The sequence below is a fragment of the Brevundimonas mediterranea genome, assembly GCF_011064825.1.
Taxonomy (GTDB): domain Bacteria; phylum Pseudomonadota; class Alphaproteobacteria; order Caulobacterales; family Caulobacteraceae; genus Brevundimonas; species Brevundimonas mediterranea_A.
Window position 1 is genome coordinate 2532088 of record NZ_CP048751.1, and the last position, 26080, is coordinate 2558167.

Annotated in this window: 21 protein-coding genes; 12 read left to right on the forward strand and 9 right to left on the reverse strand. The window is 67.7% G+C overall.

From position 1 onward, the window contains the following. The first annotated feature begins 96 nt into the window (after positions 1–96). Together cysD and cysN are read left to right on the forward strand one after the other, a co-directional pair. Positions 97–1056, forward strand: a complete 960-nt coding sequence (gene cysD, locus GYM46_RS12375; RefSeq protein WP_197019689.1) for a sulfate adenylyltransferase subunit CysD — start codon at positions 97–99, stop codon at positions 1054–1056. Then, complete coding sequence (gene cysN, locus GYM46_RS12380; RefSeq protein ID WP_008264058.1) at positions 1056–2969, forward strand: sulfate adenylyltransferase subunit CysN; 1914 nt, start codon at positions 1056–1058, stop codon at positions 2967–2969. Before cysD ends, cysN begins: the two co-directional genes overlap by 1 nt. Before the next feature lie 22 nt (positions 2970–2991). Here the strand turns inward: cysN and GYM46_RS12385 are convergent, their stop codons facing one another. Both GYM46_RS12385 and GYM46_RS12390 read right to left on the reverse strand, forming a co-directional pair. After that, complete coding sequence (locus tag GYM46_RS12385; RefSeq protein ID WP_154725390.1) at positions 2992–3969, reverse strand: NAD-dependent epimerase/dehydratase family protein; 978 nt, start codon at positions 3967–3969, stop codon at positions 2992–2994. Next, positions 3966–5282: a UDP-glucose dehydrogenase family protein gene (locus GYM46_RS12390; protein WP_035305362.1), complete on the reverse strand. Its 1317-nt coding sequence runs from the start codon at positions 5280–5282 to the stop codon at positions 3966–3968. The genes GYM46_RS12385 and GYM46_RS12390 overlap by 4 nt, the downstream gene beginning before the upstream one ends. 225 nt (positions 5283–5507) lie before the next feature. On the opposite strand from GYM46_RS12390, the gene GYM46_RS12395 reads away from it, so the two are divergent. Together GYM46_RS12395 and GYM46_RS12400 are read left to right on the forward strand one after the other, a co-directional pair. Then, positions 5508–6152 (forward strand): glutathione S-transferase, encoded by a 645-nt coding sequence (locus GYM46_RS12395; RefSeq protein ID WP_008262183.1) that lies wholly within the window; start codon positions 5508–5510, stop codon positions 6150–6152. Between the two features lie 95 nt (positions 6153–6247). Next, positions 6248–6388 carry a hypothetical protein gene (locus GYM46_RS12400; protein ID WP_154725362.1) on the forward strand — a complete coding sequence of 47 codons (141 nt, stop codon included), beginning with the start codon at positions 6248–6250 and terminating at the stop codon, positions 6386–6388. Positions 6389–6391: 3 nt separating this feature from the next. Here GYM46_RS12400 and GYM46_RS12405 read toward each other — a convergent pair whose 3' ends face one another. Together GYM46_RS12405 and GYM46_RS12410 are read right to left on the reverse strand one after the other, a co-directional pair. Then, positions 6392–8086: a lytic transglycosylase domain-containing protein gene (locus GYM46_RS12405; protein ID WP_008260649.1), complete on the reverse strand. Its 1695-nt coding sequence runs from the start codon at positions 8084–8086 to the stop codon at positions 6392–6394. A gap of 101 nt (positions 8087–8187) precedes the next feature. After that, positions 8188–8985 carry a uracil-DNA glycosylase gene (locus GYM46_RS12410; protein ID WP_008261821.1) on the reverse strand — a complete coding sequence of 266 codons (798 nt, stop codon included), beginning with the start codon at positions 8983–8985 and terminating at the stop codon, positions 8188–8190. A gap of 195 nt (positions 8986–9180) precedes the next feature. On the opposite strand from GYM46_RS12410, the gene GYM46_RS12415 reads away from it, so the two are divergent. Next, the gene (locus GYM46_RS12415) at positions 9181–10836 is read left to right on the forward strand and encodes an electron transfer flavoprotein-ubiquinone oxidoreductase (protein ID WP_156796558.1); all 1656 of its coding nucleotides are present in this window, start codon (positions 9181–9183) and stop codon (positions 10834–10836) included. A 19-nt stretch (positions 10837–10855) separates the two neighbouring features. On the opposite strand, the gene GYM46_RS12420 is transcribed toward GYM46_RS12415, so the two are convergent. Together GYM46_RS12420 and GYM46_RS12425 are read right to left on the reverse strand one after the other, a co-directional pair. Next, positions 10856–11191 (reverse strand): type II toxin-antitoxin system PemK/MazF family toxin, encoded by a 336-nt coding sequence (locus tag GYM46_RS12420; protein ID WP_008264285.1) that lies wholly within the window; start codon positions 11189–11191, stop codon positions 10856–10858. Next, positions 11178–11393 (reverse strand): AbrB/MazE/SpoVT family DNA-binding domain-containing protein, encoded by a 216-nt coding sequence (locus tag GYM46_RS12425; protein ID WP_035305435.1) that lies wholly within the window; start codon positions 11391–11393, stop codon positions 11178–11180. The genes GYM46_RS12420 and GYM46_RS12425 overlap by 14 nt, the downstream gene beginning before the upstream one ends. A 100-nt stretch (positions 11394–11493) precedes the next feature. Here GYM46_RS12425 and GYM46_RS12430 point away from each other — a divergent pair, with 100 nt between their 5' ends. The 6 genes from GYM46_RS12430 to GYM46_RS12455 all read left to right on the forward strand — a co-directional run bounded on the left by GYM46_RS12430 (position 11494) and on the right by GYM46_RS12455 (position 21621). After that, positions 11494–13395, forward strand: a complete 1902-nt coding sequence (locus GYM46_RS12430; RefSeq protein ID WP_164952704.1) for a tetratricopeptide repeat protein — start codon at positions 11494–11496, stop codon at positions 13393–13395. A 5-nt stretch (positions 13396–13400) separates the two neighbouring features. Next, positions 13401–14273, forward strand: coding sequence for a 4-(cytidine 5'-diphospho)-2-C-methyl-D-erythritol kinase (locus GYM46_RS12435; RefSeq protein WP_008260339.1), 873 nt, complete (start codon positions 13401–13403; stop codon positions 14271–14273). 85 nt (positions 14274–14358) lie between these two features. Then, positions 14359–15252, forward strand: coding sequence for a glycine--tRNA ligase subunit alpha (locus tag GYM46_RS12440; RefSeq protein ID WP_008259607.1), 894 nt, complete (start codon positions 14359–14361; stop codon positions 15250–15252). Continuing rightward, a complete protein-coding gene (glyS, locus tag GYM46_RS12445) occupies positions 15252–17624 on the forward strand; it encodes a glycine--tRNA ligase subunit beta (protein ID WP_008260445.1) in 2373 nt (790 codons plus the stop codon). Before GYM46_RS12440 ends, glyS begins: the two co-directional genes overlap by 1 nt. 453 nt (positions 17625–18077) lie before the next feature. Next, positions 18078–20756, forward strand: coding sequence for a pyruvate, phosphate dikinase (gene ppdK / locus GYM46_RS12450; protein WP_040349718.1), 2679 nt, complete (start codon positions 18078–18080; stop codon positions 20754–20756). A gap of 337 nt (positions 20757–21093) precedes the next feature. Further along, a complete protein-coding gene (locus GYM46_RS12455) occupies positions 21094–21621 on the forward strand; it encodes a porin family protein (RefSeq protein WP_008260069.1) in 528 nt (175 codons plus the stop codon). A 64-nt stretch (positions 21622–21685) separates the two neighbouring features. Here GYM46_RS12455 and GYM46_RS12460 read toward each other — a convergent pair whose 3' ends face one another. Further along, a complete protein-coding gene (locus GYM46_RS12460) occupies positions 21686–21946 on the reverse strand; it encodes a hypothetical protein (protein WP_008260179.1) in 261 nt (86 codons plus the stop codon). A gap of 233 nt (positions 21947–22179) precedes the next feature. On the opposite strand from GYM46_RS12460, the gene GYM46_RS12465 reads away from it, so the two are divergent. Then, positions 22180–22641, forward strand: coding sequence for a DoxX family protein (locus tag GYM46_RS12465; RefSeq protein ID WP_164952705.1), 462 nt, complete (start codon positions 22180–22182; stop codon positions 22639–22641). A gap of 3 nt (positions 22642–22644) precedes the next feature. Here the strand turns inward: GYM46_RS12465 and GYM46_RS12470 are convergent, their stop codons facing one another. Next, complete coding sequence (locus tag GYM46_RS12470; RefSeq protein WP_164952706.1) at positions 22645–23796, reverse strand: beta-ketoacyl-ACP synthase III; 1152 nt, start codon at positions 23794–23796, stop codon at positions 22645–22647. Between the two features lie 28 nt (positions 23797–23824). Next, positions 23825–25879 carry a capsular polysaccharide biosynthesis protein gene (locus tag GYM46_RS12475; protein WP_008262530.1) on the reverse strand — a complete coding sequence of 685 codons (2055 nt, stop codon included), beginning with the start codon at positions 25877–25879 and terminating at the stop codon, positions 23825–23827. Positions 25880–26080: the final 201 nt, after the last annotated feature.

Below are 26080 nucleotides of genomic sequence, written 5' to 3' on the forward strand. Positions count from 1 at the left end.
CGCCAGGTCCGAAAATCTCACAGTGTGTGGCAGTATCAATCGCTTGCGACCCGTCGCACACTGGCGTTTCACGTCAGCGTTCGATGGAGACCTGACTTGGTGGACGCCGCTATTCTGACCGAAACCCCGACCCCGTCCGCGCCGCCGCCCGGTCCCGAGCGGCTGACCCATCTTCAGCGCCTGGAGGCCGAGAGCATCCACATCATGCGCGAGGTGGCGGCCGAGGCCGAGCGCCCGGTCATGCTGTATTCGATCGGCAAGGATTCTGCGGTGATGCTGCACCTGGCGCGCAAAGCCTTCTATCCGTCCACGCCGCCTTTTCCCCTGTTGCACGTCGACACGACCTGGAAGTTCCGCGCCATGTACGCGATGCGCGAACAGGCCGCCGCCGACCTGGGCGTCGAACTGCTGGTCCACCAGAATCCTGAGGCCCTGGCGCGCGGGATCAATCCCTTCGATCACGGCTCGGCCCTGCACACCGACCTCTGGAAGACCGAGGGGCTGAAACAGGCCCTGACCTTGCACGGCTTCGACGCGGCTTTCGGCGGCGCTCGCCGCGACGAGGAGAAGTCGCGGGCCAAGGAGCGGATCTTCTCCTTCCGCACGGCCGAGCATCGCTGGGACCCCAAGAACCAGCGCCCGGAGCTCTGGCGGCTCTACAACACCCGCAAACGGCCGGGCGAAAGCATCCGCGTCTTCCCCATCTCCAACTGGACCGAGCTGGACGTCTGGCAATATATCCATCTGGAACAGATCCCCATCGTGCCCCTGTATCTGGCCGCTGAACGGCCGGTGGTCGAGCGCGACGGCGCCCTGATCATGGTGGATGACGACCGCTTCCGCCTGCGGCCCGGCGAGGCGCCGCAGATGAAGTCGGTGCGGTTCCGCACCCTGGGCTGCTACCCCCTGACCGGGGCGGTCGAGAGCACGGCCGCGACCCTGCCCGAGGTCATTCAGGAAATGCTGCTGACCACCACCTCCGAACGCCAGGGTCGGATGATCGACCACGACCAGTCCGCCTCGATGGAGAAGAAGAAGCAGGAGGGCTATTTCTGATGGCTCACCAGTCGGACCTGATCGCCCGCGACATCGACGCCTATCTGGACGCCCATCAGCACAAGAGCCTGCTGCGCTTCATCACCTGCGGCAGCGTCGACGACGGCAAGTCCACCCTGATCGGCCGGCTGCTGTACGACTCCAAGATGATCTTCGAGGATCAGATGGCGGCGCTGGAGGCCGACAGCCGCCGCGTCGGCACGCAAGGGGGCGACATCGATTTCGCCCTTCTGGTCGACGGCCTGGCCGCCGAGCGCGAGCAGGGCATCACCATCGACGTGGCCTATCGCTTCTTCTCGACCGAAAAGCGCAAATTCATCGTCGCCGACACGCCGGGCCACGAACAATACACCCGCAACATGGTCACGGGCGCCTCGACCGCCGACGCCGCCGTCATCCTGATCGACGCGCGCCGGGGCGTCCTGACCCAGACGCGCCGTCACGCCTATCTGGTCAGCCTGCTGGGCATTCGCCACGTCATCCTGGCTGTGAACAAGATGGACCTGATGGGCTGGTCCCAGACCGTCTTCGACACCATCGTCGCCGACTTCTCCGCCTTCGCCGACCAGATCGGGCTGAAGACCTTCGACGCCATCCCCATGTCGGCCCTGCGCGGCGACAATATCACCGAGGCCAGCGCTCATTCGCCCTGGTACGCCGGTCCGTCGCTGATGAGCCTGCTGGAGATGCTGGAGGTCGGCGACGATCTTCAGGCCGACCCCTTCCGCCTGCCGGTGCAGTGGGTGAACCGACCCAACCTCGACTTCCGCGGCTTCTCCGGCCAGATCGCCGCCGGGACCGTGCGCCCCGGCGATCCCGTCCGCGTCCTGCCGTCGGGCAAGACCTCGACCGTCGCCCGCATCGTCACCGCCGACGGCGATCTGGCCCAGGCGGTCGCCGGCCAGTCGATCACCCTGACCCTGGCTGATGAGATCGACGTCTCGCGCGGCGACGTCCTGGCCAGCGCCGACGCCCCGCCCGAGGCCGCCGACCAGTTCGAGGCCACAGTCGTCTGGATGGACGACGAACCCCTGCTGCCGGGCCGTCCCTATCTGCTGAAGATCGGCGCCAAGCTGGTGGGCGCCACCATCACCGAGCCCAAGCACAAGGTGAACGTCAACACCCTGGAGCAACAGCCGGCCAAGCGGCTGGAGCTGAACGAGATCGGCGTCTGCAACCTGTCGCTGGACGCCCCCGTCGCCTTCGCCCCCTATGCCGAGAACAAGGACCTTGGCGGTTTCATCCTGATCGACCGGATCTCGAACCGCACGGTCGGGGCGGGCCTGCTGCACTTCGCTCTGCGCCGCGCCCACAACATCCACTGGCAGGCCCTGTCGGTGGACAAGGCCGCGCGCGCGGCCATCAAGAACCAAAAGGGGCGCGTCATCTGGCTGACCGGCCTGTCGGGCGCCGGCAAGTCCACCATCGCCGATCTGGTTGAAAAACGTCTCTACGCCGACGGCCGCCACACCTATCTGCTGGACGGCGACAATGTCCGCCACGGCCTGAACCGCGACCTGGGCTTCACCGAGGAGGACCGGGTCGAGAATATCCGCCGCGTCGCCGAGGTGTCGAAACTGATGGTGGACGCCGGCCTGATCGTCCTGGTCAGCTTCATCTCGCCCTTCCGCGCCGAGCGTCGCCTGGCCCGCGACCTGCTGGGGCCGGGCGAGTTCGTCGAGGTCTATGTCGACACGCCTCTGGCCTTCGCCGAAAAGCGCGACGTCAAGGGCCTCTACAAGAAGGCCCGCGCCGGCGAACTGAAGAACTTCACCGGCATCGACAGCCCCTACGAAGCCCCCGAGGCCCCCGAGATCGTCGTGGACACCACCACCATGTCCGCCGAGGACGCCGCCGAACGGATCGTCGCCTGGCTGGACGGCCGGTTCTCGACCGAGGATTTCAGCATCTGATCCGGTGGGGGGAGGGCGGCGGTCAGCCGTTCTCGTATCCCCGCCACCATTTGACAAAGCGCGGCAGGCCCTCGGCCAGGGTGACCTTGGGTTTGTACCCGGTCAGGGCGTTCAGCTTGGAGACGTCGGCATAGGTGGCGGTGACGTCGCCGGGCTGCATGGGCCGCATGACCTTGTCCGCCTCGGCGCCCAGGGCGTCTTCCAGGGTGGTGATCATCTCCATCAGGCCGACGGGCGAACTGTCGCCGATGTTGTAGATCTCGTGCCCGCCCTGCGCGGGCGGATGGTCCAGCACCCCCACGATCCCGTCGACGATGTCGTCGATATAGGTGAAGTCGCGCGCCATCTCGCCTTCGCCATAGACCTCGATCGCCTCGCCGCGCGCGATCTTCCGCGTAAAACTGAAATAGGCCATGTCGGGCCGGCCCCACGGGCCATAGACGGTGAAGAAGCGCAGGCCCGACTGGGGAAAGCCGTACAGCTTGGCGTAGCTCTGGCTCAGCAGTTCGCACGAGCGTTTGGTCGCGGCGTACAGGGACACGGGATCTGTCGTCGGATCGTCTTCCCGAAAGCCCGAACCTTCCAGCGGCCGGTCGCCATAGACCGAACTGGACGAGGCGTAGACCAGGTGTTTCACGCCGTTGTGGCGCGCGGCCTCGAGCATCGACAGATGGCCGGCCAGGTTGGACCGCTCATAGGCGAAGGGGTTCTCGATCGAGTAGCGAACCCCGGCCTGGGCGGCGAGATGGACGATCCGCTCCACGCCGTGGTCGCGCACCAGGGCCAGCATCCGCTCGTGGTCGGCGATGTCCGCCCGCACCATGGTGAAGCCCTCGCGGGCCTCCAGACGGGCGGCGCGGGCGTCCTTCAGGGCAGGGTCGTAGTAGTCGTTGAAATTATCGACCCCGATCACGGTTTCGCCGCGATCCAGCAACCGTTCGGCCGTGTGCATGCCGATGAAGCCGGCCGCGCCGGTGACCAGGATCGGCGCCGCCATCAGCCGCGTCCGATGCCGGAATATCTGAAGCCGCGCTTCAGCATGTCCTCGGGGCGATAGACGTTCCGCAGATCCACCAGCACGGGCTGGTTCATCAGCAGCTTGACCCGGTCCAGGTCCAGGGCCCGGAACTGGTCCCATTCGGTGATGATGACGACGGCGTCGGCGCCTTCGACGGCGTCATAGGCGTTGGCCTTCATGATCACGTCCGGCAACAGCTTGCCCGCCTCGTGCATGCCTTCGGGATCAAAGGCCTGGACCCGTGCGCCGGCGGCGATCAGGGCCGGGGCGATGTCCAGCGACGGGGCGTCGCGCATGTCGTCGGTGTTCGGTTTGAAGGTCAGGCCCAGCAGGGCGATGGTCTTGCCCGCGACGCTGTCGCCCAGGGTCGTCTCGACCCGGCCGGCCATGGCCTTCTTGCGCGCGTCGTTGACCTCGACCGTGGTCTCGATCAGCCGCACTGGTGCGCCGTACTGCTGGGCCGTGCGGACCAGGGCGATGGTGTCCTTGGGGAAGCAGGAGCCGCCGTAGCCGGGGCCGGCGTGCAGGAATTTCGAGCCGATCCGCTTGTCCAGGCCGATGCCGCGCGCGACCTGCTGCACATCGGCGCCCACGGCCTCGCACAGGTCGGCCATCTCGTTGATGAAGGTGATCTTCATCGCCAGGAAGGCGTTGGCCGCATATTTGATCAGCTCGGACGTGCGCCGGCCGACGAACAGCAGGGGGCTCTCGTTCAGGTTCAGCGGACGATAGAGTTCGCCCATCACCTCTCTGGCGCGCGGCGCCGTCTCGCCGTCGTTGACGCCGATCACGACCCGGTCGGGGCGTTTGAAGTCGCCGATGGCGGCGCCTTCGCGCAGGAACTCCGGATTGGACACGACGGCGAAGTCGGCGTTCGGATTGACCCGGCGGATGATGGCCTCCACCTCGTCGCCGGTGCCGACCGGGACCGTGGACTTGGTCACCACCACGGTGAAGCCGTCGATCAGGCCGGCGATCTCCTCGGCCGCCGCATAGACATAGCTCAGGTCCGCATGGCCGTCGCCGCGGCGGGTCGGGGTGCCGACGGCGATGAAGACGGCGTCGGCGTTGCGGATGGCCTCGGCGCTCTCCAGCGTGAAGAACAGCCGGCCTTCCTCGACGTTGGCGGCGACCAGATCGTCCAGGCCGGGTTCGAAGATCGGGATTTCGCCCCGCTCCAGCCGTTCGATCTTCGACGGGTCCTTGTCGATGCAGGTCACCACATGGCCGAAGTCGGCGAAACAGGCTCCAGACACCAGGCCCACATAGCCTGTGCCGATCATTGCGACGCGCATCTAGAAAATCCCGTTCATCGTTGTGCAGCCTTAGAATCCGGCACGTTTCAACGCAACGGCGCGGGAGGCCCATGCGTCAAACGCAGTGTCGGGCGCCCCCCTATATACGGCCGGGCTTCCTGGCGGGTCAGGCCGGATGCATAAATTCGCCGGATGGGGCAAAACGCCATCCCATCAGACGCGCCGCCCGGCGTGTCCGCCTGCGAATCGAGCGAAGGACGCGACATGGAACTGATCATCGGCCCCCGCACCTATTCGACCTGGTCGCTGCGCGGCTGGTTGATCCTGAAGCACACGGGCGCGGACTTCGGCGTCATCGACGTGCGCTACGACACAAAGGCCCAGAAGGCGGCGCTGCGGGATCTCTCCCCGTCCGGATTCGTGCCCGTGCTGCGGGTGGACGGCGAGATGATCTGGGACACCCTGGCCATCGGCGAATGGGCGGCTGAACACTATCCCCAGGCGCGGATGTGGCCTGCCGATCCCGTCGTCCGCGCCCTGGCCCGGTCGGCGACGGCCGAGATGCATTCCGGCTTTTCCGCCCTTCGGACCTTCTGCGGCATGGGACCGGACCGGCCCATGGTCGGCGACGCCCGGTCAGAGACCCCGTCCGACCCGGTGCTGGACCGGGATCTGGCGCGGATCGTCGCCCTGTTTCGGCAGATGCGGCGTCGGTTCGGCGGGGACGGTCCCTGGCTGTTCGGCGACTGGTCGATCGCCGACGCCTTCTTCACTCCGGTCGCGGCGCGTGTCCGCCATTTCCAGATCGATCTGGCCGACCACGGCGACGACGGCGTCGCTGCGGCCTATGTCCAGAGCCTGCTGGCCCACCCGGACTTCCGCCTGTGGGAGACGGAGGCTCTGACTTAAAAGCCGGGAAACCAAGCTTTCGCACCGGGTGTTAAGGCGACGTCGTTATCCCGGATGTGAACGCGGATCGCGCGTCTCGCCGGGGAGAAAGACCGATGCCGACCCGCTTAGTCGTGGCGAAACAGGGGGCGGAGGTCCCGGTTCAGGCCCGCCCGCTTAATCCCGTCATGGCCTATGTGCTGGCCGCCGTCGTCGGCGCCGCCTTCTGGGCGATGCTGCTCACCGCCCTGTTCTGAACCCTATCGACCGCCGCCGACGGTGGCCGCCTGGGCGACCAGTACGGGTTCGGCGACCGGCGCGGGCGGCACATAGTCCAGCGACACCGGAACCAGTTTCGCGCCCGAGGCCACGGCGTCCAGGGTGTTCAGCGGTCCGCCGAACATCCGCTGATAGATCCAGTAGCTGGCCACGACCTTTTCCACGTAGTCGCGCGCCTGGGGCACGTCGATCGTCTCGATCAGCAGCAGGGGATCGGCGTCCGGCCCCAGCTTGCGCACCGCCGTCAGCATCGGCCCCGGTCCGGCGTTGTACGAGGCCACGGCCCGCAGCAGGTCGCCCTGGAAGGCCGGCAGCTGGAGCATCCGGTTGATATAGGCCTGGCCCAGCCGCATGTTGGTCGCGGGAACCAGCAGTTTGGACGGATCGGTGACGAAGGTCCGGTCCCCGGTCATCTCCGCCGCCGTCGTCGGCATCACCTGCATCAGCCCATAGGCGCCGGCGCTGGACCGGGCGTCGGGATTGAAGTCGGTCTCCTTGCGCGCCAGGGCGTAGACCAGCGCCTTCTCGATGACGAAGCCGCCCTCCGGCTCCAGCACGGGCATGGGGAAGCGCATCGCGTCGATCCGGGTCGCGTCGCCCCCATTGCCCGACATCATCACCCGCGCCAGAGCCGTCCACATGCGCGCGGCGTCGCCCACGGCGGTGCGCAGGCCCGAGCGCAATTCGCTTTCGCCCTCGGTGCGTCGGCCCACTTCATAATAGGCGACGGTGCGTTTGGCGCGGGCGTCGGTCTGGACAAAGGCTTCCAGTTCGCCGGTCTCGACCCGCGCGCCCTGGGGCACATAGGCGGCGCGTTGCAGGCGCGGTTCCGCCTGGTAGGCGCGCGGCCCCATGTTCTCGATGGTCGGCTCCTCGCCCAGCTGACGCAGGGCGATCTGGCCGTAGAAGGTGGCCGGCCACTGTCCGGCCAGGCGCAGATAGTCGTTGACCCGGTCCTGCCGGCCCGACTGCGAGGCGGCGCGCGCGGTCCAGTAGGCGGCGCCGGCGCGGACCCAGGGGTCTTCGGTCGGATCGTTGGCGACGCGTTCGAAGGCGGCGAAGGATTCGTGGAACTGGCCCAGCCGCCATTCCGCCAGTCCGACCGTCCACCAGTCGCCGATCTCGCGCCCGACGGCCGAGGCGCCGGTCAGGTCGTCATTGTTATAGGCGATGCGCGCCGCCTTCATCGGATCGACGGCCGGGCCGCCCGAGACGGCGGAAACGACGCTGTTCCAGGTCCGACCCAGAAGACCGCCGGGCTTGACCGGTTCGGGCGCTCCGTCGGGCCGGCGGCGCAGGGCCAGGGTATAGACCCGGTCGGCGCAGGGCAGGTCGGAATAGGTTTCAAGCCAGGCCGTCAGTTCGTCATAGGTGGCGACGTGATCGGGGTGGAACAGGCTTTCGAACTCGACCTGGCCCAGCAGGACCCGGTCCTGGGCCTGACGGGCCGAGGCGCGGGCGGCCTCGATGTCGCCGCGCCGCAGGGCGTCGAAGGCGGTGGTGTAGGACAGGCGGTCGGCCGAACTCAGGGCCGTGGGGCGGGCGGAACCGGACGCGGCGCCGGACATTCCGTCAAAAGGCGTTTCCGCCAGGGCCGAGCCTGCGGCGGCCCAACCTGAAGCGGCGAGCGCAAAAACCAGCGTCGAGGCCAGACTAGCCCGGCGGAACATATTCATACGCGGCGGCCCCGTTGGCGTCACCCTGCCCGTTCTCGTCAGGCGGGGATCGTTTGGCGTTGGTCGTCAAACGACCAGCATGCCTTAAAGCGGCGCTAACCTCAACCTGAGCCGTCCAGTTTTGCTGCAAATGCGAGAAGATCGGCCCAGACCTGCCGTTTGGCCTGGGGCTGACGCAGCAGGAAGGCGGGGTGCAGGGTCGGCAGGGCGGGGGCGGACACGCCCCCTTCAGCCAGCCGCCATTCTCGCCACTGGCCGCGCATCTTCATGATCCCGTCTTCGGTCTGCAGCACCGACTTGGCCGCCGCCGCGCCCAGCAACAGGACCGCCTTGGGCTGCAGCAGGGCGAAGGCGCGTTCGACGAACGGGGCGCACACGGCCTGTTCCTGCGGGGTCGGGGTGCGATTGCCGGGCGGGCGCCAGAAGACGGTGTTGGTGATGAAGACCTTGTCGGTCAGGCCCGCCGCCGCCAGCATCCGGTCCAGCAGCTTGCCGGCCCGACCCACGAAGGGCTGGCCCAGCCGGTCCTCGTCCGCGCCGGGGCCTTCGCCGATGACCATGACGGGGGCGTTGGGATTGCCCCGCCCGAACACCGACTGGCTGGCCCCCATGCCGCGCAGGGGACAGCCCTCGAACGCCGCCACCGCCGCCGCCAGATCCTGCAGGGTCGAGGCCCCCGTCGCCAGACGCCGCGCCTCGGCCAGGGCGTCCTGGGCGCTGGGTCCGGCCAGGGGCATGACGACCGAGGCGGTGGCCTTCTGCACCGCCTTCAGGGCCGGGGGCGGGGCCAGATGGGTGTGATCGACCGGCGCATCGCCATAGCAGGCGTCCACGCCCGCATCCCGCCAGAAGGCGAGCAGGCTTTCGACTGCAGCTATGTCATGGGGTTGCGCGTTCATGTCTAAGGTACCGATAGGCCTTGACCGCCCTCGCGTCACCTTCCGATAAGCGGCATAACCATACGAACAAGCTGGATTTCAGGGGAAGACATGGCCGAAGAAGCCATCGAGGGCGGCGCAGAGAACGCCCGCCAGGAAGCGATCATCGACAATCTGCCGCCGCTGGAGGCGCTGCAGGGCGTCGAGCGCGAGGTGATGGAATACGACGTCGTCGTCGTCGGCGGCGGTCCCGCCGGCCTGTCGGCGGCCATCCGCCTGAAGCAGCGGGCGGAAAAGGACGGCAAGGAGATCACCGTCGCGGTGCTGGAAAAGGGCGCCGAGGTCGGCGGCCATATCCTGTCGGGCGCCGTGATCGATCCCAAGGCGCTGAACGAACTCTTCCCCGACTGGAAGGACCGTGGCGCGCCGCTGGAGACCCCCGTCACCAGAGACAAATTCCTTCTGCTGGGGCCGCAAGGGTCGGCGTCCCTGCCCATGCCCCTGCTGCCGCCCTTCATGCACAACCACGGCTGCTACATCGCCTCGCTGGGCAATGTCGCGCGCTGGCTCGGCGAACAGGCCGAGGCCCTGGGGGTCGAGGTCTATCCCGGCATGGCCGCCAGCCACGTCGTCTGGGAAGAGGGCACCGGCCGGGTGAAGGGCGTCGTCGCGGGGGTCTTCGGCATCGACCGCGAGGGCAAGCCGACCGGCGACTTCCAGCCGGGCATCGAACTGCACGGAAAATATGTCTTCATCGCCGAGGGCGTTCGCGGCTCCCTGGCCAAGACCATCATCGCCAAGCACAGGCTCCAGGACGGCAAGTCGCCCCAGAAATACGGCATCGGCCTGAAGGAGCTGTGGCAGGTGCCCGCCGAACAGCATCAGCCCGGCCTGGCCCAGCACACCACCGGCTGGCCGCTGGACGAACACACCGGCGGCGGCAGCTTCCTGTACCATTTCGGCGACCGCTACGTGGCCATCGGCTATGTGGTGCACCTGAACTACAAGAACCCGTTCCTGTCGCCGTTCGACGAGTTCCAGCGCTTCAAGCACCACCCGTCCATCGCTTCGCATCTGGAGGGCGGCACGCGCATCTCCTACGGCGCCCGGGCGATCACCGAGGGCGGCCTGCAGTCGATTCCGAAGCTGTCGTTCCCCGGCGGCGTCCTGATCGGCTGCTCGGCCGGCTTTGTGAACGTGCCCCGCATCAAGGGCAGCCATAATGCGATGAAGACCGGCATGCTGGCCGCCGACGCCGCCTATGACGCCGTTCAGGCCGGGCGCGGCGGCGACGAACTGGTCGAATACCAGACCGCCTTCGAAAAGAGCTGGGTCCACAAGGAGCTGTCCCTGGTCAGGAACGCCAAGCCCCTGCTGTCGAAGTTCGGCACCACCCTGGGCGGGGCGCTGGGCATGTTCGACATGTGGTGCCGCACCCTGCTGGGCGGCTGGTCGCCGATCCCGACGCTGAAGCACGACAAGACCGACGCCGCCTCGACCGAACTGGCGGTCAAGCACAAGCCCATCACCTATCCCAAGCCGGACGGGAAATTGTCGTTCGACAAGCTGTCGTCCGTCTTCATCTCCAACACCAACCACGCCGAGGACCAGCCGGCCCACCTGAAGCTGCTGGACCCGTCCAAGCCGATCCAGGTCAACCTGCCCAAATACGGCGAACCGGCCCGGCTGTACTGCCCGGCGGGCGTCTATGAGGTCGTCTATGCGGACGAGGTCGCCAAGACCGATCCGCGCTTCGTCATCAACGCCCAGAACTGCGTCCACTGCAAAACCTGCGACATCAAGGATCCGTCGCAGAACATCGTCTGGGTCACGCCCGAAGGCGGCGGCGGCCCGAACTATCCGAACATGTGACGCAACACCGGCGCTGGGGTCATAGCCAGCGCCGGATCGTCTCCATGACGACGGCCAGTCGCGCCTCGTCCAGCCGGCCGATCCTTTCGGCGGCTGAGGCTTCAATAGTGGCGATCTTCGAGGGGCGCACGACCGAAGGGGCGGGCAGCCCTGCCTCCCCGTAACGGTCCTCCAGGTCCAGATCATCGGGCCAGCGTCGGTTGGCGGCGCTGGTGATCATCACCACCCAGATCAAACCGGCCTGATCGCCGATCCCGCCTGCGGACACCACCAATCCCGGCCGATGCTGGCGGGTGTTGCGGTCGGTATAGGGAAAGGGGATGCGGACGACGTCGCCGCGTTCAAAGTCCGGCATAGGCCTTGCGGTCCGCCTCGCTGTCCCATTCCTCGAAGGTCGCAAAGGGATCGTCGGCCGCCGTTTTGCGCGCCTTTTTCAACAGAACCCGTTCTCCCTCGATCTCGTAGATCAGCTCGTCGCCGTCCTGCAGTTTCAAGGCGGCGCGCACCGGCTGGGGGATGGTGGTCTGGGCCTTGGACGTCAGGCGGCTTGTGATCATCATCGCCTCGGTAAGGATTTTCCTTACGATACGCCGTCGCCCGCCCTCGTCAACCATCTGTCCTCTTGCGGGGGCAGGGGAAACCGTGAAGGGTCGCGGCATGATCGCCTCCCGTTCGCGCCTGCTCGCCGCCTCCCTGACCGTCCTCGCCCTGGCCCTGGCCCAGGGGGCGGCGGCGCAGGACATGGGCCCCGCTTCGGCGCCCGCCAATCCGTCCGACACCCATCCGCCCGCCGTCATACTTGAACCGGACCAGGTTCAGGAGGCCGCGCCGTTCGAGGACGAACCGGAAGACGGCGCGCCCCAGACGCCCGAGGGCGATGTCCCGCCCCATATCGTCATCGCCGACGACCCGGCCGAGCCCGCCATTCCCGAGGTCTGGGCGCCGGTCCCGCTGAACGCCCAGGGCCGCAGCGCCTATGGCCTGTACCTGGCCGGCAAACTGGCCCTGATGACGGGCGAGGGGGCCAAGGGCGCCGATTGGCTGGCCCAGGCCGCGGCCCTGACGCCCGAACAGCCCCGCGTGCGCGAACAGGCCTTCACCTCGGCCCTGCTCAGCGGCGATCTGGACGTGGCGGGCCGACTGGCGCCGACCGCCGACGCCGCGCCCGCCTTCACCGAGATCGGCCGGCTGATCTCGGCCGTCCAGACCTTCGTCCACGGCGACGCCCGCGCCGCCAACGCCGCCCTGGTCGCCCGGCCCATCGCCGCGCCGCACAGCCGCGCCGGTCTGATGGTCGCGCCCTGGATCGCGGCGGCCGCCGGCGACTGGACCCGCGCCCTGGCCGCGCCTCCGGCCCAGGGCGACGTCCTGACCCTGGCCTTCGCCCGCCAGAACCGGGCCCTCCTGCTGGAGAAGCGCCGCAACTACGCCGAGGCGGAGGCCGAGCTTAAGGCCCTGTCCGACATGCCGACCATCGGCGCCCTGTTCCACCGCCCCTATGGCGAGTTCCTGGAGCGACGCGGCAAGCGGGACGAGGCCCTGGCCGTCTATCAGGCGGCGATGCAAGGCCAGCAGGTCGATCTGGCCACCGCCCGCGCCCTGGCGCGGCTTCAGGCCGGCGGCCGCGCGCCGGCGGCGCCCGACTTCCGCCAGGGCGCGGCCCAGGCCCTGACCACGGCGGCGGCCCAGGCCGTGGCCGAGCGCGGCAATGAGTTCGCGGTGGTCTATCTGCGCCTGGCCCTGAACCTGAAAGAAGACGCCGCCACCCAGATTCAGCTGGCCCAGGTGCTGGACCGGGTCGGGCTGAAGGCCGCCGCCCGCACCGCCCTGTCGCGCGTCGGGCCGGAGGATCCGGTGCTGTACGCCAACGCCCGCGCCCAACTGGCGCTGAATCTGGAAGAGGACGGTCAGTCGCAGGCCGCCCTGACCGAGCTGCGCGCCGCCGCGGCCGCCGAGCCTGACGATCCCCGTATCGCCCTGGTCATGGCCAGCCAGCTGATGCAGCTGGAGCAGTATGAGGCGGCCCTGGCCCTGTTGAGCGGCCCGCTGCTGAACACGGCGACCCAGGGCGCCCAGATCCATTTCCTGCGCGGCGCCGCCCTGGAATCCCTGGACCGCATCCCCGAGGCCGAGGCGGAGCTGTGGGCCGCGCATCTGGCCGATCCGAACAACGCCAACACCCTGAACTATCTGGGCTATCTCTGGGTGGACAAGGGGCTGCGCGTCGATCAGGGCGCGGGCCTTCTGGCCCAGGCCTACGCCATGGAGCCCGAGAACGGCAACATCCAGGACTCCCTGGGCTGGGCCCAGTTCAAACAGGGCTATTTCGACACCGCCGTCGTCACTCTGGAGGAGGCGGTCGACAAGGAGCCCGCCAATCCCGAGATCAACGACCACCTCGGCGACGCCTATTGGCGGGTGGGCCGCCAGCGCGAGGCGGTCTGGCTGTGGAACCGCGTCCTGAGCCTGGATCCCGAGCCCGAGCGCAAGGCCGAGGTCGAGCGCAAGATCGCCAACGGCCTGGACGACGCGGCGCCCGCGACCGGCGGGTCGCACTAGGCCTCATGTCCGCGCTCACGGCCCTGGCTCCGGCCAAGATCAATCTGTTCCTGCACGTCGGCCCGGTGGACGCCGATGGCTATCATCCGCTGTCCAGCCTGGTCGCCTTCGCCGATGTCGGCGACCGGGTGACGGTCGAACCGGCGGCGCGGCTGTCCCTGACCGTGACCGGCCCGTTCGGCGCGGGCCTGGCGGCCGAGGGCGACAATCTGATCCTGCGCGCCCTTCGAACCCTGGGCGAGGCGACCGGCGCAGGCGAACCGCCGCTGAGGGTCACGCTGGACAAGCGCCTGCCCATCGCCGCCGGCCTGGGCGGGGGCTCGTCCGATGCCGGGGCGACGTTGAAGCTGGCGCGTCAGGCTCTGGGGCTGGACCTCGACGATGCGACGCTGGAGGCCGTGGCGGGGGTGATCGGCGCCGACGGCCCCATGTGCCTGCGGATGCGCACCGCCTGGGCCGAGGGCCGGGGCGACGTCCTGACCGACGAGCCGCGCCTGCCGCCGCTCCACGCCGTCCTGTTCAATCCGGGCGTTCCGTCGCCCACCGGCGCCGTCTACCGGGCCTATGACGCCAGTCCGCCGCGCGCCGCCGACCGGCCTGCGCCGCCTGCCGACTGGAGCCCCGCGGCCGTCGTCGACTGGCTGGCCGGCCTCCGCAACGATCTTCAGCCGCCCGCCGAGGCCCTGACCCCGGCCATAGCCGACGGGATTCAGGCGGTGGCGGCGACGCCCGGCGTGGCCCTGGCGCGCATGTCCGGCTCGGGCGCCACCGTCTTCGGCCTGTGCCGGTCCAGCGCGGACGCGACCGCCGCCGCCGCCGCTCTGTCCGCCGCCCATCCGGCCGCCTGGGTCGCCGCAACCCGGCTCGCCGCCGCCTGAGCCATAAATCCCCAGCGCGTGTTGAAGCGCGCGGCGCCGGGCCCTATGGTCCGCCGTCCTTTTTCCAGCCCCTCCCGAGCCCGATTTGACCACCTCGACCGAGCCGCTCGCCTTCCAGGATCTGATCCTGACCCTGCACCGCTATTGGGGCGAGCAGGGCTGCGCCATTCTCCAGCCCTATGACATCGAGGTCGGGGCCGGCACGCTGCACCCCGCCACCGTGCTGCGCGCGCTCGGCTCAAAGCCGTGGAAGGCCGCCTATGTCCAGCCCAGCCGCCGCCCCGGCGACGGCCGCTATGGCGAAAACCCGAACCGCCTCCAACACTATTACCAATACCAGGTCATTCTGAAACCGAACCCGGACAATCTTCAGGAACTGTACCTGGGGTCGCTGGCGGCGATCGGGATCGATCCGAAGCTGCACGATATCCGCTTCGTCGAGGACGACTGGGAGAACCCGACCGTGGGGGCCTGGGGCCTGGGCTGGGAGGTCTGGTGCGACGGGATGGAGGTGACCCAGTTCACCTATTTCCAGGGCGTCGGCGGCATCGAGGTGGACGTCGTCTCGGGCGAGCTGACCTACGGGCTGGAGCGTCTGGCCATGTATGTCCAGGGCGTGGACAACGTCTATGATCTGAAGTTCACCAAGGAAGGCCTGACCTATGGCGAGGTCTTCCTGGAGAACGAGCGCCAACAGTCGGAAGCCAATTTCCACGGCTATGACGTGGACGGGCTGAAGCGCCGGTTCGAGGACATGGTGTCGGAGGTTTCGCGACTGCTGGACATGACCGGACCCCAGGGCCAGCCCCTGGTCCTGCCGGCCTATGACCAGGTGCTGAAGGCCAGCCACCTGTTCAACCTGATGGACGCCCGCGGCGCCATCGCCGTCGCCGAGCGCCAGAGCTACATCGGCCGCATCCGCGAACTCTGCAAAGCCTGCGCCCTCGCTTACGTTGAACAAGAGCGGAAAACCGCCTGATGCCCCAACTCCTCCTCGAAATCTTCTCCGAAGAAATCCCCGCCCGCATGCAGCAGGGCGCCGCGCGCGACCTTGAGCGCATGGTCTCCGACCGGCTCAAGGCCGCCGGCCTGACCTGGGACGCCCTGACGACCTACGCCGGGCCGCGCCGCCTGACCCTGGTCATCGACGGTCTGCCCGCCGCCACGCCCGACCGCGAGGAAGAGGTCAAGGGCCCGCGCGCCTCGGCCCCGGAACAGGCGCTGGAAGGCTTCCTGCGCAAGACCGGCCTGACCCGCGATCAACTGACCGAGCGTGACGGTGTCCTGTTCGCCGTCCTGTCGTCCAAGGGCCGGGCCACCACCGATCTGGTCGCCGAGACGGTGGACCAGGTCATCCGCACCTTCCCCTGGCCCAAGTCGATGCGCTGGGGCTCCGGAACCCTGCGCTGGGTCCGTCCGATCAAGCGCATCCTGTGCCTGTTCGACGGCAAGGTGGTCCCGTTCGAGATTGACGGGATCCCATCCGACGCGATCACCGAGGGCCACCGCTTCCTGGGCTCGGGCCAGTTGCTGAAGGTCAGCGACTTCGTCGACTACCGCACCCAGCTGGAACAGAATTTCGTGCTGCTGGACGTGGCCGACCGCAAGCTGCGCATCCTCGATCAGGCCAAGGCCGCCTGCGCCGCCAAGGGCCTGGTCCTGGTCGACGACGACGGCCTGCTGGACGAGGTGGCGGGCCTGGCCGAATGGCCGACCCCGATCCTGGGCGACATGGACCCGCAGTTCCTGGCCCTGCCGCCCGAGGTCGTGCGCCTGTCGATGAAGGTGCACCAGAAGTATTTCGCCGTCCGCGATCCGTCGAAGGACGGCCTGGCTCCCAACTTCCTGGTCGTCGCCAATGTCGAGGCGACCGACGGCGGCAAGGCCCTGGCCGCCGGCAACAGCCGCGTCCTGTCCGCCCGCCTGAACGACGCCCGCTTCTTCTGGGACGAGGACCAGAAGGTCGGCTTCGACGCCTGGAACGCCAAACTGTCCGGCGTCACCTTCCACGCCAAACTGGGCTCCTTGGCCGACCGGGTCGAACGCATCGCGGCGCTTGCCCGCGAGATCGCCCCCTTGGTCGGCGCCGACCCCGACGAAGCCGAGACCGCCGCCCGCCTGTCCAAGGCCGACCTGCTGTCGGGCATGGTCAGCGAATTCCCGGAACTGCAGGGCGTGATGGGCGGCTATTACGCCCGCCTGGCCGGCAATTCCGACGCCGTCGCCGACGCCGTCCGCGACCACTACAAGCCGCAAGGCCCCGCCGACACGGTCCCGACCGCGCCCGTCACGGTCGCCGTCGCCCTGGCCGACAAGCTGGACACCCTGGTCGGCTTCTTCGCCATCGACGAAAAGCCCACGGGGTCTAAGGATCCGTTCGCGCTCCGGAGAGCGGCGTTGGGGGTGATCCGGTTGGTGCTGGAGAATGGGGTGCGGGCATCTCTGGGCGCGCTATTAGCGGCTTTTGTGAACTCGGTTCTCCGCGCTCATGAAATGCACAAACTGTCAGACTGGCTTGTCGATTTAAACGAGACGCCAAGTCTCGATGGATTGAAACGGCTCGCCAGCGCTACCGCTCGCTTAGGTTACGTGGCCGGATTTGCCGGGCTTACAAATGAAGAAGCTGCTCTGGTTGCTCGATCAGATAGCATTGTTGCTCAAGAATATTTCAAAGATGCTGCTTGGATTGATCGTCTCGACACCTACTTGGTTTGGCGAGGGCTCGAAGATGATCTCTCTCGCTATCCAGATGATGAGTTCGTGGAGAGCCGCACACGAGACTGGACAGGTTTTGATCTCGAACTTCAAGCTTGGGTTCAGGGCTTAGTCGGCGATTTGGTCGCCTTCTTCGCCGATCGCCTGACCGTCCTCCTCCGCGACCAGGGCCAGCGCCACGACCTCGTCGCCGCGGTCTTCGCCCTGGGCGACGACGACCTCGTCCGCATCGTGCGCCGGGTCGAGGCCCTGGCCGCCTTCCTCGCCACCGACGACGGGGCCAATCTCCTGGCCGGCTACAAGCGCGCCTCCAACATCCTCCGCGCGGAGGAGAAGAAGGGACCGGTTCCGACCGGCATGGTCCAGACCGGCCTGCCGAACCAGCCCGAGCCCGAGACCGTCCTGGCCTTCGCCGTCGGCGCCGCCCGCACCGCCGTCGAGGCCGCGCTGGAGACCGAGGACTTCGCCGCCGCCATGACCGCCCTGGCCCGTCTGCGCGCGCCGGTGGACCGGTTCTTCGAGGACGTGCTGGTCAACTCCGACGTGCCCGCCGAACGCGACAACCGCCTGAAACTGCTGGGCCAGGTGCGCGACGTGATGGGCCAGGTCGCGGACTTCGGCCAGATCGCCGGCTGATCTCCCGTCTCCTCTCCGCTGTGCGGGGAGGAGACGACGACTCGGGCGGGGTGAAGGCCGCGAAGGCCTTGCCCTCTCAATTCCGCCTGTCCGGTTCCAGGGATTCCAATGGCTTGCAACAATCTTGCCCACCTGATCCCGGCGCCCTCCAAAACCATGCGATCCTGGTTTCGCCTCCGGCCCGGGGGCGGGGCAGGGGGATTTCAGACTAATTAGACTCTTTAGACGGTGTTTTTTCGACGCCGAGTCTGAATCCGGACGACTCGACCGCCCTGTCGGCGCCCCGGCGACCGCTGTTTTCCGCCCACAGGCGCATCCGACCCCCAAGGAAACCGGTTTCGTGCTCACGCTTTGTTACATGCGCCATGGTCAAGCCGGTTTCGCCACGCTAGTCATGCCGCGTGCGAGCGGGGCGAACCCGCCGGACCTTATACAAAGCTCAGGGACTGCAAGATGACTCAGTGGGTGTACGGCTTCGGCGGAGGCTCCGCCGACGGCGATGCGTCGATGAAGAACCTTCTCGGCGGAAAGGGCGCCAATCTGGCGGAAATGTCTTCGCTGGGTCTGCCCGTCCCGCCGGGCTTCACCATCACCACAGAGGTCTGCACCCACTATTACGCCAACGGCGAGACCTATCCCGCCGATCTGGAAGCCCAGGTGAAGACCGCCCTGGACAAGGTCGAGGCGATCGTCGGCAAGACCTTCGGCGACGTGAACAATCCCCTGCTGGTCTCGGTCCGTTCGGGCGCCCGCGCCTCGATGCCGGGCATGATGGACACGGTGCTGAACCTGGGCCTGAACGACCAGACGGTCGAGGGTCTGGCCAGGCTGTCGGGCGACCGGCGCTTCGCCTTCGACAGCTACCGCCGCTTCATCACCATGTATTCGAACGTGGTGCTGGGCCTCAGCCACGACGATTTCGAGGAGGTGCTGGACGCCCACAAGGACCGGCTGGGCGTCAGCGTCGACACCGACCTGAAGGCCGAGGACTGGGAGCGGGTCGTCGAGGACTACAAGGCCGTGGTCGAACGCGAACTGGGCCATCCCTTCCCGCAGGACCCGCGCGACCAGATGTGGGGCGCGGTCGGCGCCGTCTTCGCCAGCTGGATGAACGAGCGGGCCAAATTCTATCGCCGCATGCACGACATCCCCGAAAGCTGGGGCACGGCCGTCAGCGTCCAGTCGATGGTGTTCGGCAATATGGGCGAGACCTCGGCCACCGGCGTGGCCTTCACCCGCAACCCCTCGACCGGCGAGGCGCGGCTGTATGGCGAGTTCCTGATCAACGCCCAGGGTGAAGACGTGGTCGCGGGCATCCGCACGCCGCAAAGCCTGACCAAGATCGGCCGCGAGGAGATGGGCGAGACCGCCCCCTCGATGGAAGAGGCCATGCCCGAGGTGTTCGGCCAGTTCGTCGAGGTGGTGAACAAGCTGGAGAGCCATTACCGCGACATGCAGGACATCGAGTTCACGGTCGAACAGGGCCGGCTCTGGATGCTGCAGACCCGCAACGGCAAGCGCACCGCCAAGTCGGCGCTGAAGGTCGCCGTCGATCTGGCGGCCGAGGGTGTGATCACCCAGGAGGAAGCCATCAGCCGGGTTGAGCCCTCCGCGCTCGATCAACTGCTGCACCCGACCCTGGACCCCGAGGCCGCCCGCACCGTGGTCGCCGCCGGCCTGCCCGCCTCGCCCGGCGCGGCGACAGGCAAGATCGTGTTCGACGCCGACGAGGCCGAGCGCCTGGCCGGTCTGGGCGAGGCGGTCATCCTGGTGCGCGAGGAGACGAGCCCCGAGGACATCCACGGCATGCACGCCGCCCGCGGCATCGTCACGGCGCGCGGCGGCATGACCAGCCACGCCGCCGTGGTGGCGCGCGGCATGGGCCGGGCCTGCGTCTCCGGCGCCGGGGAGATCCATATCGACGAGGCCAAGGGCGTCTTCACCGCCCGCGGCCGCACCTTCAAGGCCGGCGAGATCATCACCATCGACGGGTCGAAGGGCGAGGTGCTGGACGGCGCCGTGGCCATGATCGAGCCGGAACTGACCGGCGACTTCCAGACCCTGATGGCCTGGGCCGACAAGGTGCGCCGCCTGAAGGTCCGCGCCAACGCGGAAACGCCGCTGGACGCCAAGACCGCGCGCGGCTTCGGCGCCGAGGGCATCGGCCTGTGCCGGACCGAGCACATGTTCTTCGACGACACCCGGATCGCCGCCGTGCGCGAGATGATCCTGGCCGACGACGAGGCGGGACGCCGCACGGCCCTGGCCAAGATCGCGCCGTTCCAGAAGTCGGACTTCGTCGAACTGTTCGAGATCATGACCGGCCTGCCGGTGACGGTGCGCCTGCTGGACCCGCCGCTGCACGAGTTCATCCCGCACACGGACGAGGACATCGACGCCCTGGCCGCCTCGTCGGGCATCGACGCCGAGAAGCTGAAACGCCGCGCCAAGGAGCTGCACGAGACCAACCCCATGCTGGGCCACCGCGGCTGCCGCCTGGGCGTGGCCTATCCCGAGATCTACGAGATGCAGGTTCGGGCCGTGCTGGAGGCCGCGCTGGAGGTGAAGAAGACCTCGGGCCAGGCGCCGATCCCGGAGATCATGCACCCGCTGGTCGCCCTCGGCCTGGAGATGAAATATCTGCGCGAACTGACCGACCGCACGGCCAAGGCCGTGTTCGCGGACGCCGGCGACAGCGTCGAATACCTGGTCGGCACCATGATCGAACTGCCCCGCGCCGCCATCCGCGCCGGGGACCTGGCCGAATACGCCCAGTTCTTCAGCTTCGGCACCAATGACCTGACCCAGACGACCTTCGGCATCAGCCGCGACGATTCGGGCCGGTTCCTGCAGGCCTATCTGGACAAGGGCATCTTCGAGACCGATCCCTTCGTGCGTCTGGACCAGGACGGCGTCGGCGGCCTGATCGAGATCGCCGCCGAGCGCGGCCGCGCGGTGCGGCCCGACGTCAAGCTGGGCATCTGCGGCGAACATGGCGGCGATCCGTCGTCGATCGCCTTCTGCGAGAAGGCCGGCCTGGACTACGTCTCCTGCTCGCCCTACCGCGTGCCCATCGCCCGTCTGGCGGCGGCCCAGGCGGCGCTGAACGTGGAACGTGAAAAGGACCGCTAGGCCCGCACCGTCATCCTCGGGCTTGACCCGAGGATCGGATGATCCGCCGCTGGTGAGATGCCGTTGACGCACAGCTGTCCAACGCTCGATCCTCGGGTCGAGCCCGAGGATGACGGAGTGAAATGAAATCAGGGGCGGCGCCGCAGGGCGACGCCCCTTTTCCTTGCGCGTCGCATTTCTGTCGTGATTGACGGAACGCAGTATGTGTCTCACCGCGCACAGACGGCGTCATGTGACGGCCGCCTATGGAACAGACGAAGGCGTCACCTATTTAAGCATTCGCTGGATGGGGCTGATGATCCAACCGGTCATCACATCTAGGAGTTAATAAGAAACAATGCGTAACATTCTTCTCGCCGCTGTCGCCGTCTCCGTAATCGCCGCGCCGGCTTTTGCTCAAACCAATCCCGAACCGCGTGGTTACGGATCGCTGGGTTACACTCATCTTGAAGGCGACAATGCAACCACGGGCGCCGTCACCGGTCGTCTGGGCGTAAACCTGAACCGTTACCTGGCCGTCGAGACCGAAGCCTCGGTCGGCGTCAAGGACGACGACTTCACCGTCGCGGGCGTCGACGGCTCGATCAAGCACGAGTGGGACGCCGCCGGCTATGTGGTCGGCAAATACCCGGTGTCCGACAAGCTGGAGCTGTTCGCGCGCGGCGGCTACGGCCACACCGAGCTGAAGCAGGAGTTCCCGGGCGCCAACACCGACGTGGGCGGCGACAGCTGGAACTATGGCGCCGGCGCCAACTACTATCTGGATGGCGTGAACGGCGTGCGGGCCGACTGGACCCGTCGCGACTATCGCGACGATGCAGGCGAAGCCGACGCCTATTCGGTCAGCTACATCCGCCGCTTCTGATCCCCACGATCAGGCGAAAGAACAAAGGCGCGCTCCGCAAGGGGCGCGCCTTCTGCTTTGTGGTTTAGGCGAAGTCGCCGGCGAGGGCCCAGCGCTGCGAGCCTTCGCCGAACGGACGCACGAACCAGTCGCGATACTGTTCGAAGGTCTCGATGATCTTCTGACGCAGGTCCGGCGTGTTGACCGCCTCGCCGCGCTGACGTTTCAGGGCCGCGACGCAGTCCACGACCAGATTCTGATGGGCCGAACCGCCCATGCTCTTGAGCACGGCGGCGATATCCTGAGCCAGGCTTTCCAGCACCGTCTTCGGTGTCGTCTGAGCCATCTGGGAACTCCCCTGTTCTCGACAATCAAAGGCCTCGCAAAATCCAGTACAGGATTCAAGCGTAGCCTGAGCAATTATCTTCTCAGATCAGGATTAACCTGACGTAACGGCGGTCGAACTTTTTGGTTCTCTCCCGTCGGGTCCATTTCTCCGGCTTCTGTCGGCGGGGCTCGCGTCGGCAACCGACCGCGCGCCGAGGCATTGATGAACCCTGCCTGCGGAGCCTTTGTCCTATGATCGATCTGTATCGCGCCCTGGGCCTTGGCGCGCCTGCGCTGATGGATGTTGCGCTGCTGGTCGCGCGGATCGTGGTCGGGGGAATGTTCTTCCTGTCGGGCTTCTACAAGCTGTTCGCCCCCTCCCAGGCGGAGAAGATGCAGCAGACGATGGTGGAGGCGGGCGTCGTCGCGCCACGTCAGACCGCCCGGTTCGTGTCGGTGTGCGAGTTCGTCTTCGGAGGCCTGCTGATCCTGGGCCTGTTCACCAGCCTGTCGGCCCTGGTGCTGATCGTGATCTGCATGGTTGCGCTGGCGACGGTCGCCGCCAAGTCGGTGGAGGGCGCCAGCCTTGGCTATCGCCTGTCGAGCTATTTCGACCTGCCCGAGACCCTGCTGATCGTCATTCTGTTCGGGCTGATCGCCGGTGGGCCGGGGCGGTGGAGTCTGGACGTCGTCCTGTTCCTGCCCCGGCCCTGATCGTCAGGCGCGCTTGCGCACGAACACCGTCCCGGCCGAATAGCCGGCGCCGAAGCTGCAGATCAGGCCGGTCTCGCCGGGGGCGAAGCCGTCGTTGTGCAGGTGGAAGGCGATGATCGAGCCGGCCGAGGAGGTGTTGGCGTAGTCGTCCAGGATGATGACGTTCTCGTCCGACGAGGGCTCGCGGCCCAGTACCTTCTTGCCGATCATGGTGTTCATGTTGATGTTGGCCTGGTGCAGCCACAGCCGCTTCAATTCGTGCGGATCAAGGCCCAGCTCGCCCGCATGGTCGACGATCATGTCCGACACCATCGGCACCACGTCGCGGAAGACCTTGCGACCCTGCTGGATAAACAGCTTGTCGTTCTGCACGCTGTCATCGGCGACCGGCGAATCGAGATGGGCGGTGTCGCGGGCGTTGCGGTTCAGGAAGCCGAAATTATTGCGGATATTGTTCGAGAAGACCGTCTTCAGACGCGTGCCCAGTACATCCCAGCCGCCCGGACCGGCCGTCTCGGCCGATTCCACGATCACGGCCGTGGCCACATCGCCGAAGATGAAATGGCTGTCGCGGTCGGTGAAGTTCAGGTGGGCCGAGCAGACCTCCGGGTTGACCATCAGCACGGCCTTGACCGACCCGCCGGCGATGAAGTCGGCCGCCGTCTTGACGCCGAAGGTGGCCGAGGAACAGGCCACATTCATGTCGAAGGCGAAGCCCTCGATCCCCAGGGCCTGCTGCACCTCTATGGCCATGGCCGGATAGGGGCGCTGCATGTTGGAGGCGGCGCACAGGACGGCGCCGATCTCGCTGACCGGCTTGCCCCAGGCCTCGATCGCCTGGCGGGCGGCCTTGACCGCCATCTCGGCCAGGATCGACAGTTCGTCATTCGAACGTTCCGGCAGGTTGGGCGCCATCCGTTCGGGGTCGATCACCCCGGCCTTGTCCAGGACGAAGCGGCTCTTGATGCCCGACGCCTTCTCGATGAACTCGGGCGAGGAGTGCGCCTTGGCCTCCAGCTCGCCGGCTTCGATCTGGGCGGCGTGACGGGCGTTCCAGCCGTCGGCCCAGGCGTTGTAGCTGTCGACCAGTTCGGCGTTGGAGACCGATTGTTCGGGGGTGAAGAGGCCGGTGGCGGCGATAACGGCGTGTTGCACGGGTAGACAGTTTCCTTTGCGAACGCCTTCAATAGGACGGCGGCGGCCTGCGGTCGAGAGAGGCGATGATCCCGGCGGCCCAGCGCTGGACCTGGCCGCGCGGCGCCTTGGGCGGGGGCTGATCGCGGGCGGCGATCAGGGCCTGGACCAGATCCTCGGCCTCGCAGGGCCAGCCCGTCGGGGTGACATAGAGGGGATAGTGGATCAGGGCGGCCAGGATCAGATGATCGACCGTCGCCCGGCGGCTGCGACGTTCGAAGGCCAGCCGGTCGTCGGTCAGGCCCCATCCCGCATAGAAGGGCCGGCCATAGACCGACACCGCCTTGCCTCGCATCAGGGCCTCGAACCCGGTTAGGGAGGTCAGGGTCGCCACCCGACGGCAGGCGTTCAGGCAGTCGATGATGTCTAGCCCGTCCGCGCTGGCGTCCACCGAGGCCAGGGCCGAGGCCTCCAGCCGTCCCGGCCGATTGCCGGCCAGGACGTCGGGGTGGTTGCGATACACCAGGAAGGCGTCGGGGTGATCGGCCCGTGCGGCCTCGACCAGGGCGGAGTTGGTGGCCAGATCGGGTTCGCAGCCCAGCAGAATCGACTTGTCGTTCTCGACCTGGCCGACGACCAGCAGGATGTCGCGATCCGCAGGCCAGTCCGCCGGCGCCTGGCCCTTCAGGTTATATTTCGACAGGCCCGCCTCGACGATGCGGGACCGCAGGGCGGCGGCGCGGGCCAACTGGGCGGGCGTGGCCTCGGTCGTCTCGATCAGGGTCTCCAGCCGCGACGGGCGCGACGGGTCGTAATAGACGCCCTGATCGTCCAGGGCGACCGACAGGGCGCCGACGAAGTCCGACCCCAGGCCGCGCGAGCGGATGAAACCGTCCTCCATGCGGACAGTCGGGCCGCTAAAGTCGGCGGCGGCCTGGCGCACAGCCTCGCTCTCCTTGCCCGCCCACCAGATCAGCCGGCCGTTGGTCGCGGCGGCGTGGGCGGCGGCGCGCGACGGCGACATGAAGTATCGCATCCGCGCCTTGGGCGAGTTCAGCAGGCGACGCACCGGCGGGCGTTTGGCCGGGGCGAAGCCGACGGCCGCCCAGTCGCCGGCCAGACGGTCGGCGCGGTCCCGCAGGGCGATCAGCCGCTCCAGCGCCTGTTCGGCCTCGCACCGTTCGCCGGTGACGGGATCGACATAGCGGCTGTAGGCGATCAGGGCGGCGGCGGCGACCTGTTCCACCGTGCGCGCCACGCCGCGGCGGCCGGTGTCCACGGCGTCGGTCGTCAGGCCCCAGCCGGAATAGAAGGGCGCGCCGAAACAGCGCACCGGCAGGCCGCGCAACAGGGCCTCGAATCCGAGCGCGGACGTGACGCAATAGACGGCGTCCACCGCCGCCAGCAGGTCGGCGGGCCGCACGTCGGCGTCCACCAGGGTGACGCCGGCCAGGTCTGTTATGCACCCCCGCTTCTTGCCCGCCGCCACCGCCGGGTGGCGTTTGACGATCAGCTGGGCCTCGGGTTCGTCGCGGCGGGCGGCGGCGACCATGGCGTCGAAACTGTCTTGCGTCGCCAGCCCATAGCCGATGGAGGCGTCGCCGAAGGTCTGGTCCACGATCAGGACGCGGCGGCCGGGCCGCAGCAGACCGGGGTCCAGCGGCCCGCCCATATTGGTCTTGGACACGCCCGAGGCGGCGATCCGGTCGATCAGGGCGCGGGCGCGGGCGATGGTGGCGGCGTCGCACCAGGCGTCGGCGGTCTGGATAAGCTCTTCCAGCCGGCTGGGCCGGGTGGCGTCATAATAGACGCCCAGGTCATCGACGATCAGGCTGAGACTGGCCGCCCCCGCCTCGCCGATGCCGACGGAGCGCAGGAAGCCGTCCTCCAGCGCCACATAGGGGCGGTCGTTGGCTGCGGCCCAGCGTCGCCCGGCGGCGGCCGTCGGCTTCATCCCCCAGCCCAGCACGGCCTGAACCTGATCACCCGGCAGGCGGTGCAGGGCGTAGTCCGCCAGGAAAACCTCGAGGAAGGGGACCTTCAGCACGCCGGGCGCGCAGACCCAGGCGGGGGTTTTGGCGGCGATGTCCGAGGCTGGGGTCAAGGCGGGTCCGATTCAGACGCGAAAAACAGGGTCTGAATAGTCTGAATAGTCTGAAATGGCCGCGCTGAAATTGAACGGCGCAGGGGGAAACCGGTGCAACAGGCGAAACAGTGCAATTCGGCGACGCCTCATCCCTTCGACCTCCGGCGGTTTCAACGGCGACCATCCTAGCAGGGTTTTGACGGGCGCCAGGTCGATGGG

Coding starts and splice junctions, on each gene's coding strand:
- GYM46_RS12435 (WP_008260339.1), top strand. CDS start 13,401: ATGTCCGCGCTCACGGCCCTGGCTCCGGCCAAGATCAATCTGTTCCTG.
- GYM46_RS12420 (WP_008264285.1), bottom strand. CDS start 11,191: ATGCCGGACTTTGAACGCGGCGACGTCGTCCGCATCCCCTTTCCCTAT.
- GYM46_RS12415 (WP_156796558.1), top strand. CDS start 9,181: ATGGAATACGACGTCGTCGTCGTCGGCGGCGGTCCCGCCGGCCTGTCG.
- cysN (WP_008264058.1), top strand. CDS start 1,056: ATGGCTCACCAGTCGGACCTGATCGCCCGCGACATCGACGCCTATCTG.
- GYM46_RS12425 (WP_035305435.1), bottom strand. CDS start 11,393: ATGATCACAAGCCGCCTGACGTCCAAGGCCCAGACCACCATCCCCCAG.
- GYM46_RS12390 (WP_035305362.1), bottom strand. CDS start 5,282: ATGCGCGTCGCAATGATCGGCACAGGCTATGTGGGCCTGGTGTCTGGA.
- GYM46_RS12455 (WP_008260069.1), top strand. CDS start 21,094: ATGCGTAACATTCTTCTCGCCGCTGTCGCCGTCTCCGTAATCGCCGCG.
- GYM46_RS12405 (WP_008260649.1), bottom strand. CDS start 8,086: ATGAATATGTTCCGCCGGGCTAGTCTGGCCTCGACGCTGGTTTTTGCG.
- glyS (WP_008260445.1), top strand. CDS start 15,252: ATGCCCCAACTCCTCCTCGAAATCTTCTCCGAAGAAATCCCCGCCCGC.
- GYM46_RS12400 (WP_154725362.1), top strand. CDS start 6,248: ATGCCGACCCGCTTAGTCGTGGCGAAACAGGGGGCGGAGGTCCCGGTT.
- GYM46_RS12465 (WP_164952705.1), top strand. CDS start 22,180: ATGATCGATCTGTATCGCGCCCTGGGCCTTGGCGCGCCTGCGCTGATG.
- GYM46_RS12410 (WP_008261821.1), bottom strand. CDS start 8,985: ATGAACGCGCAACCCCATGACATAGCTGCAGTCGAAAGCCTGCTCGCC.
- GYM46_RS12430 (WP_164952704.1), top strand. CDS start 11,494: ATGATCGCCTCCCGTTCGCGCCTGCTCGCCGCCTCCCTGACCGTCCTC.
- GYM46_RS12395 (WP_008262183.1), top strand. CDS start 5,508: ATGGAACTGATCATCGGCCCCCGCACCTATTCGACCTGGTCGCTGCGC.
- ppdK (WP_040349718.1), top strand. CDS start 18,078: ATGACTCAGTGGGTGTACGGCTTCGGCGGAGGCTCCGCCGACGGCGAT.
- GYM46_RS12460 (WP_008260179.1), bottom strand. CDS start 21,946: ATGGCTCAGACGACACCGAAGACGGTGCTGGAAAGCCTGGCTCAGGAT.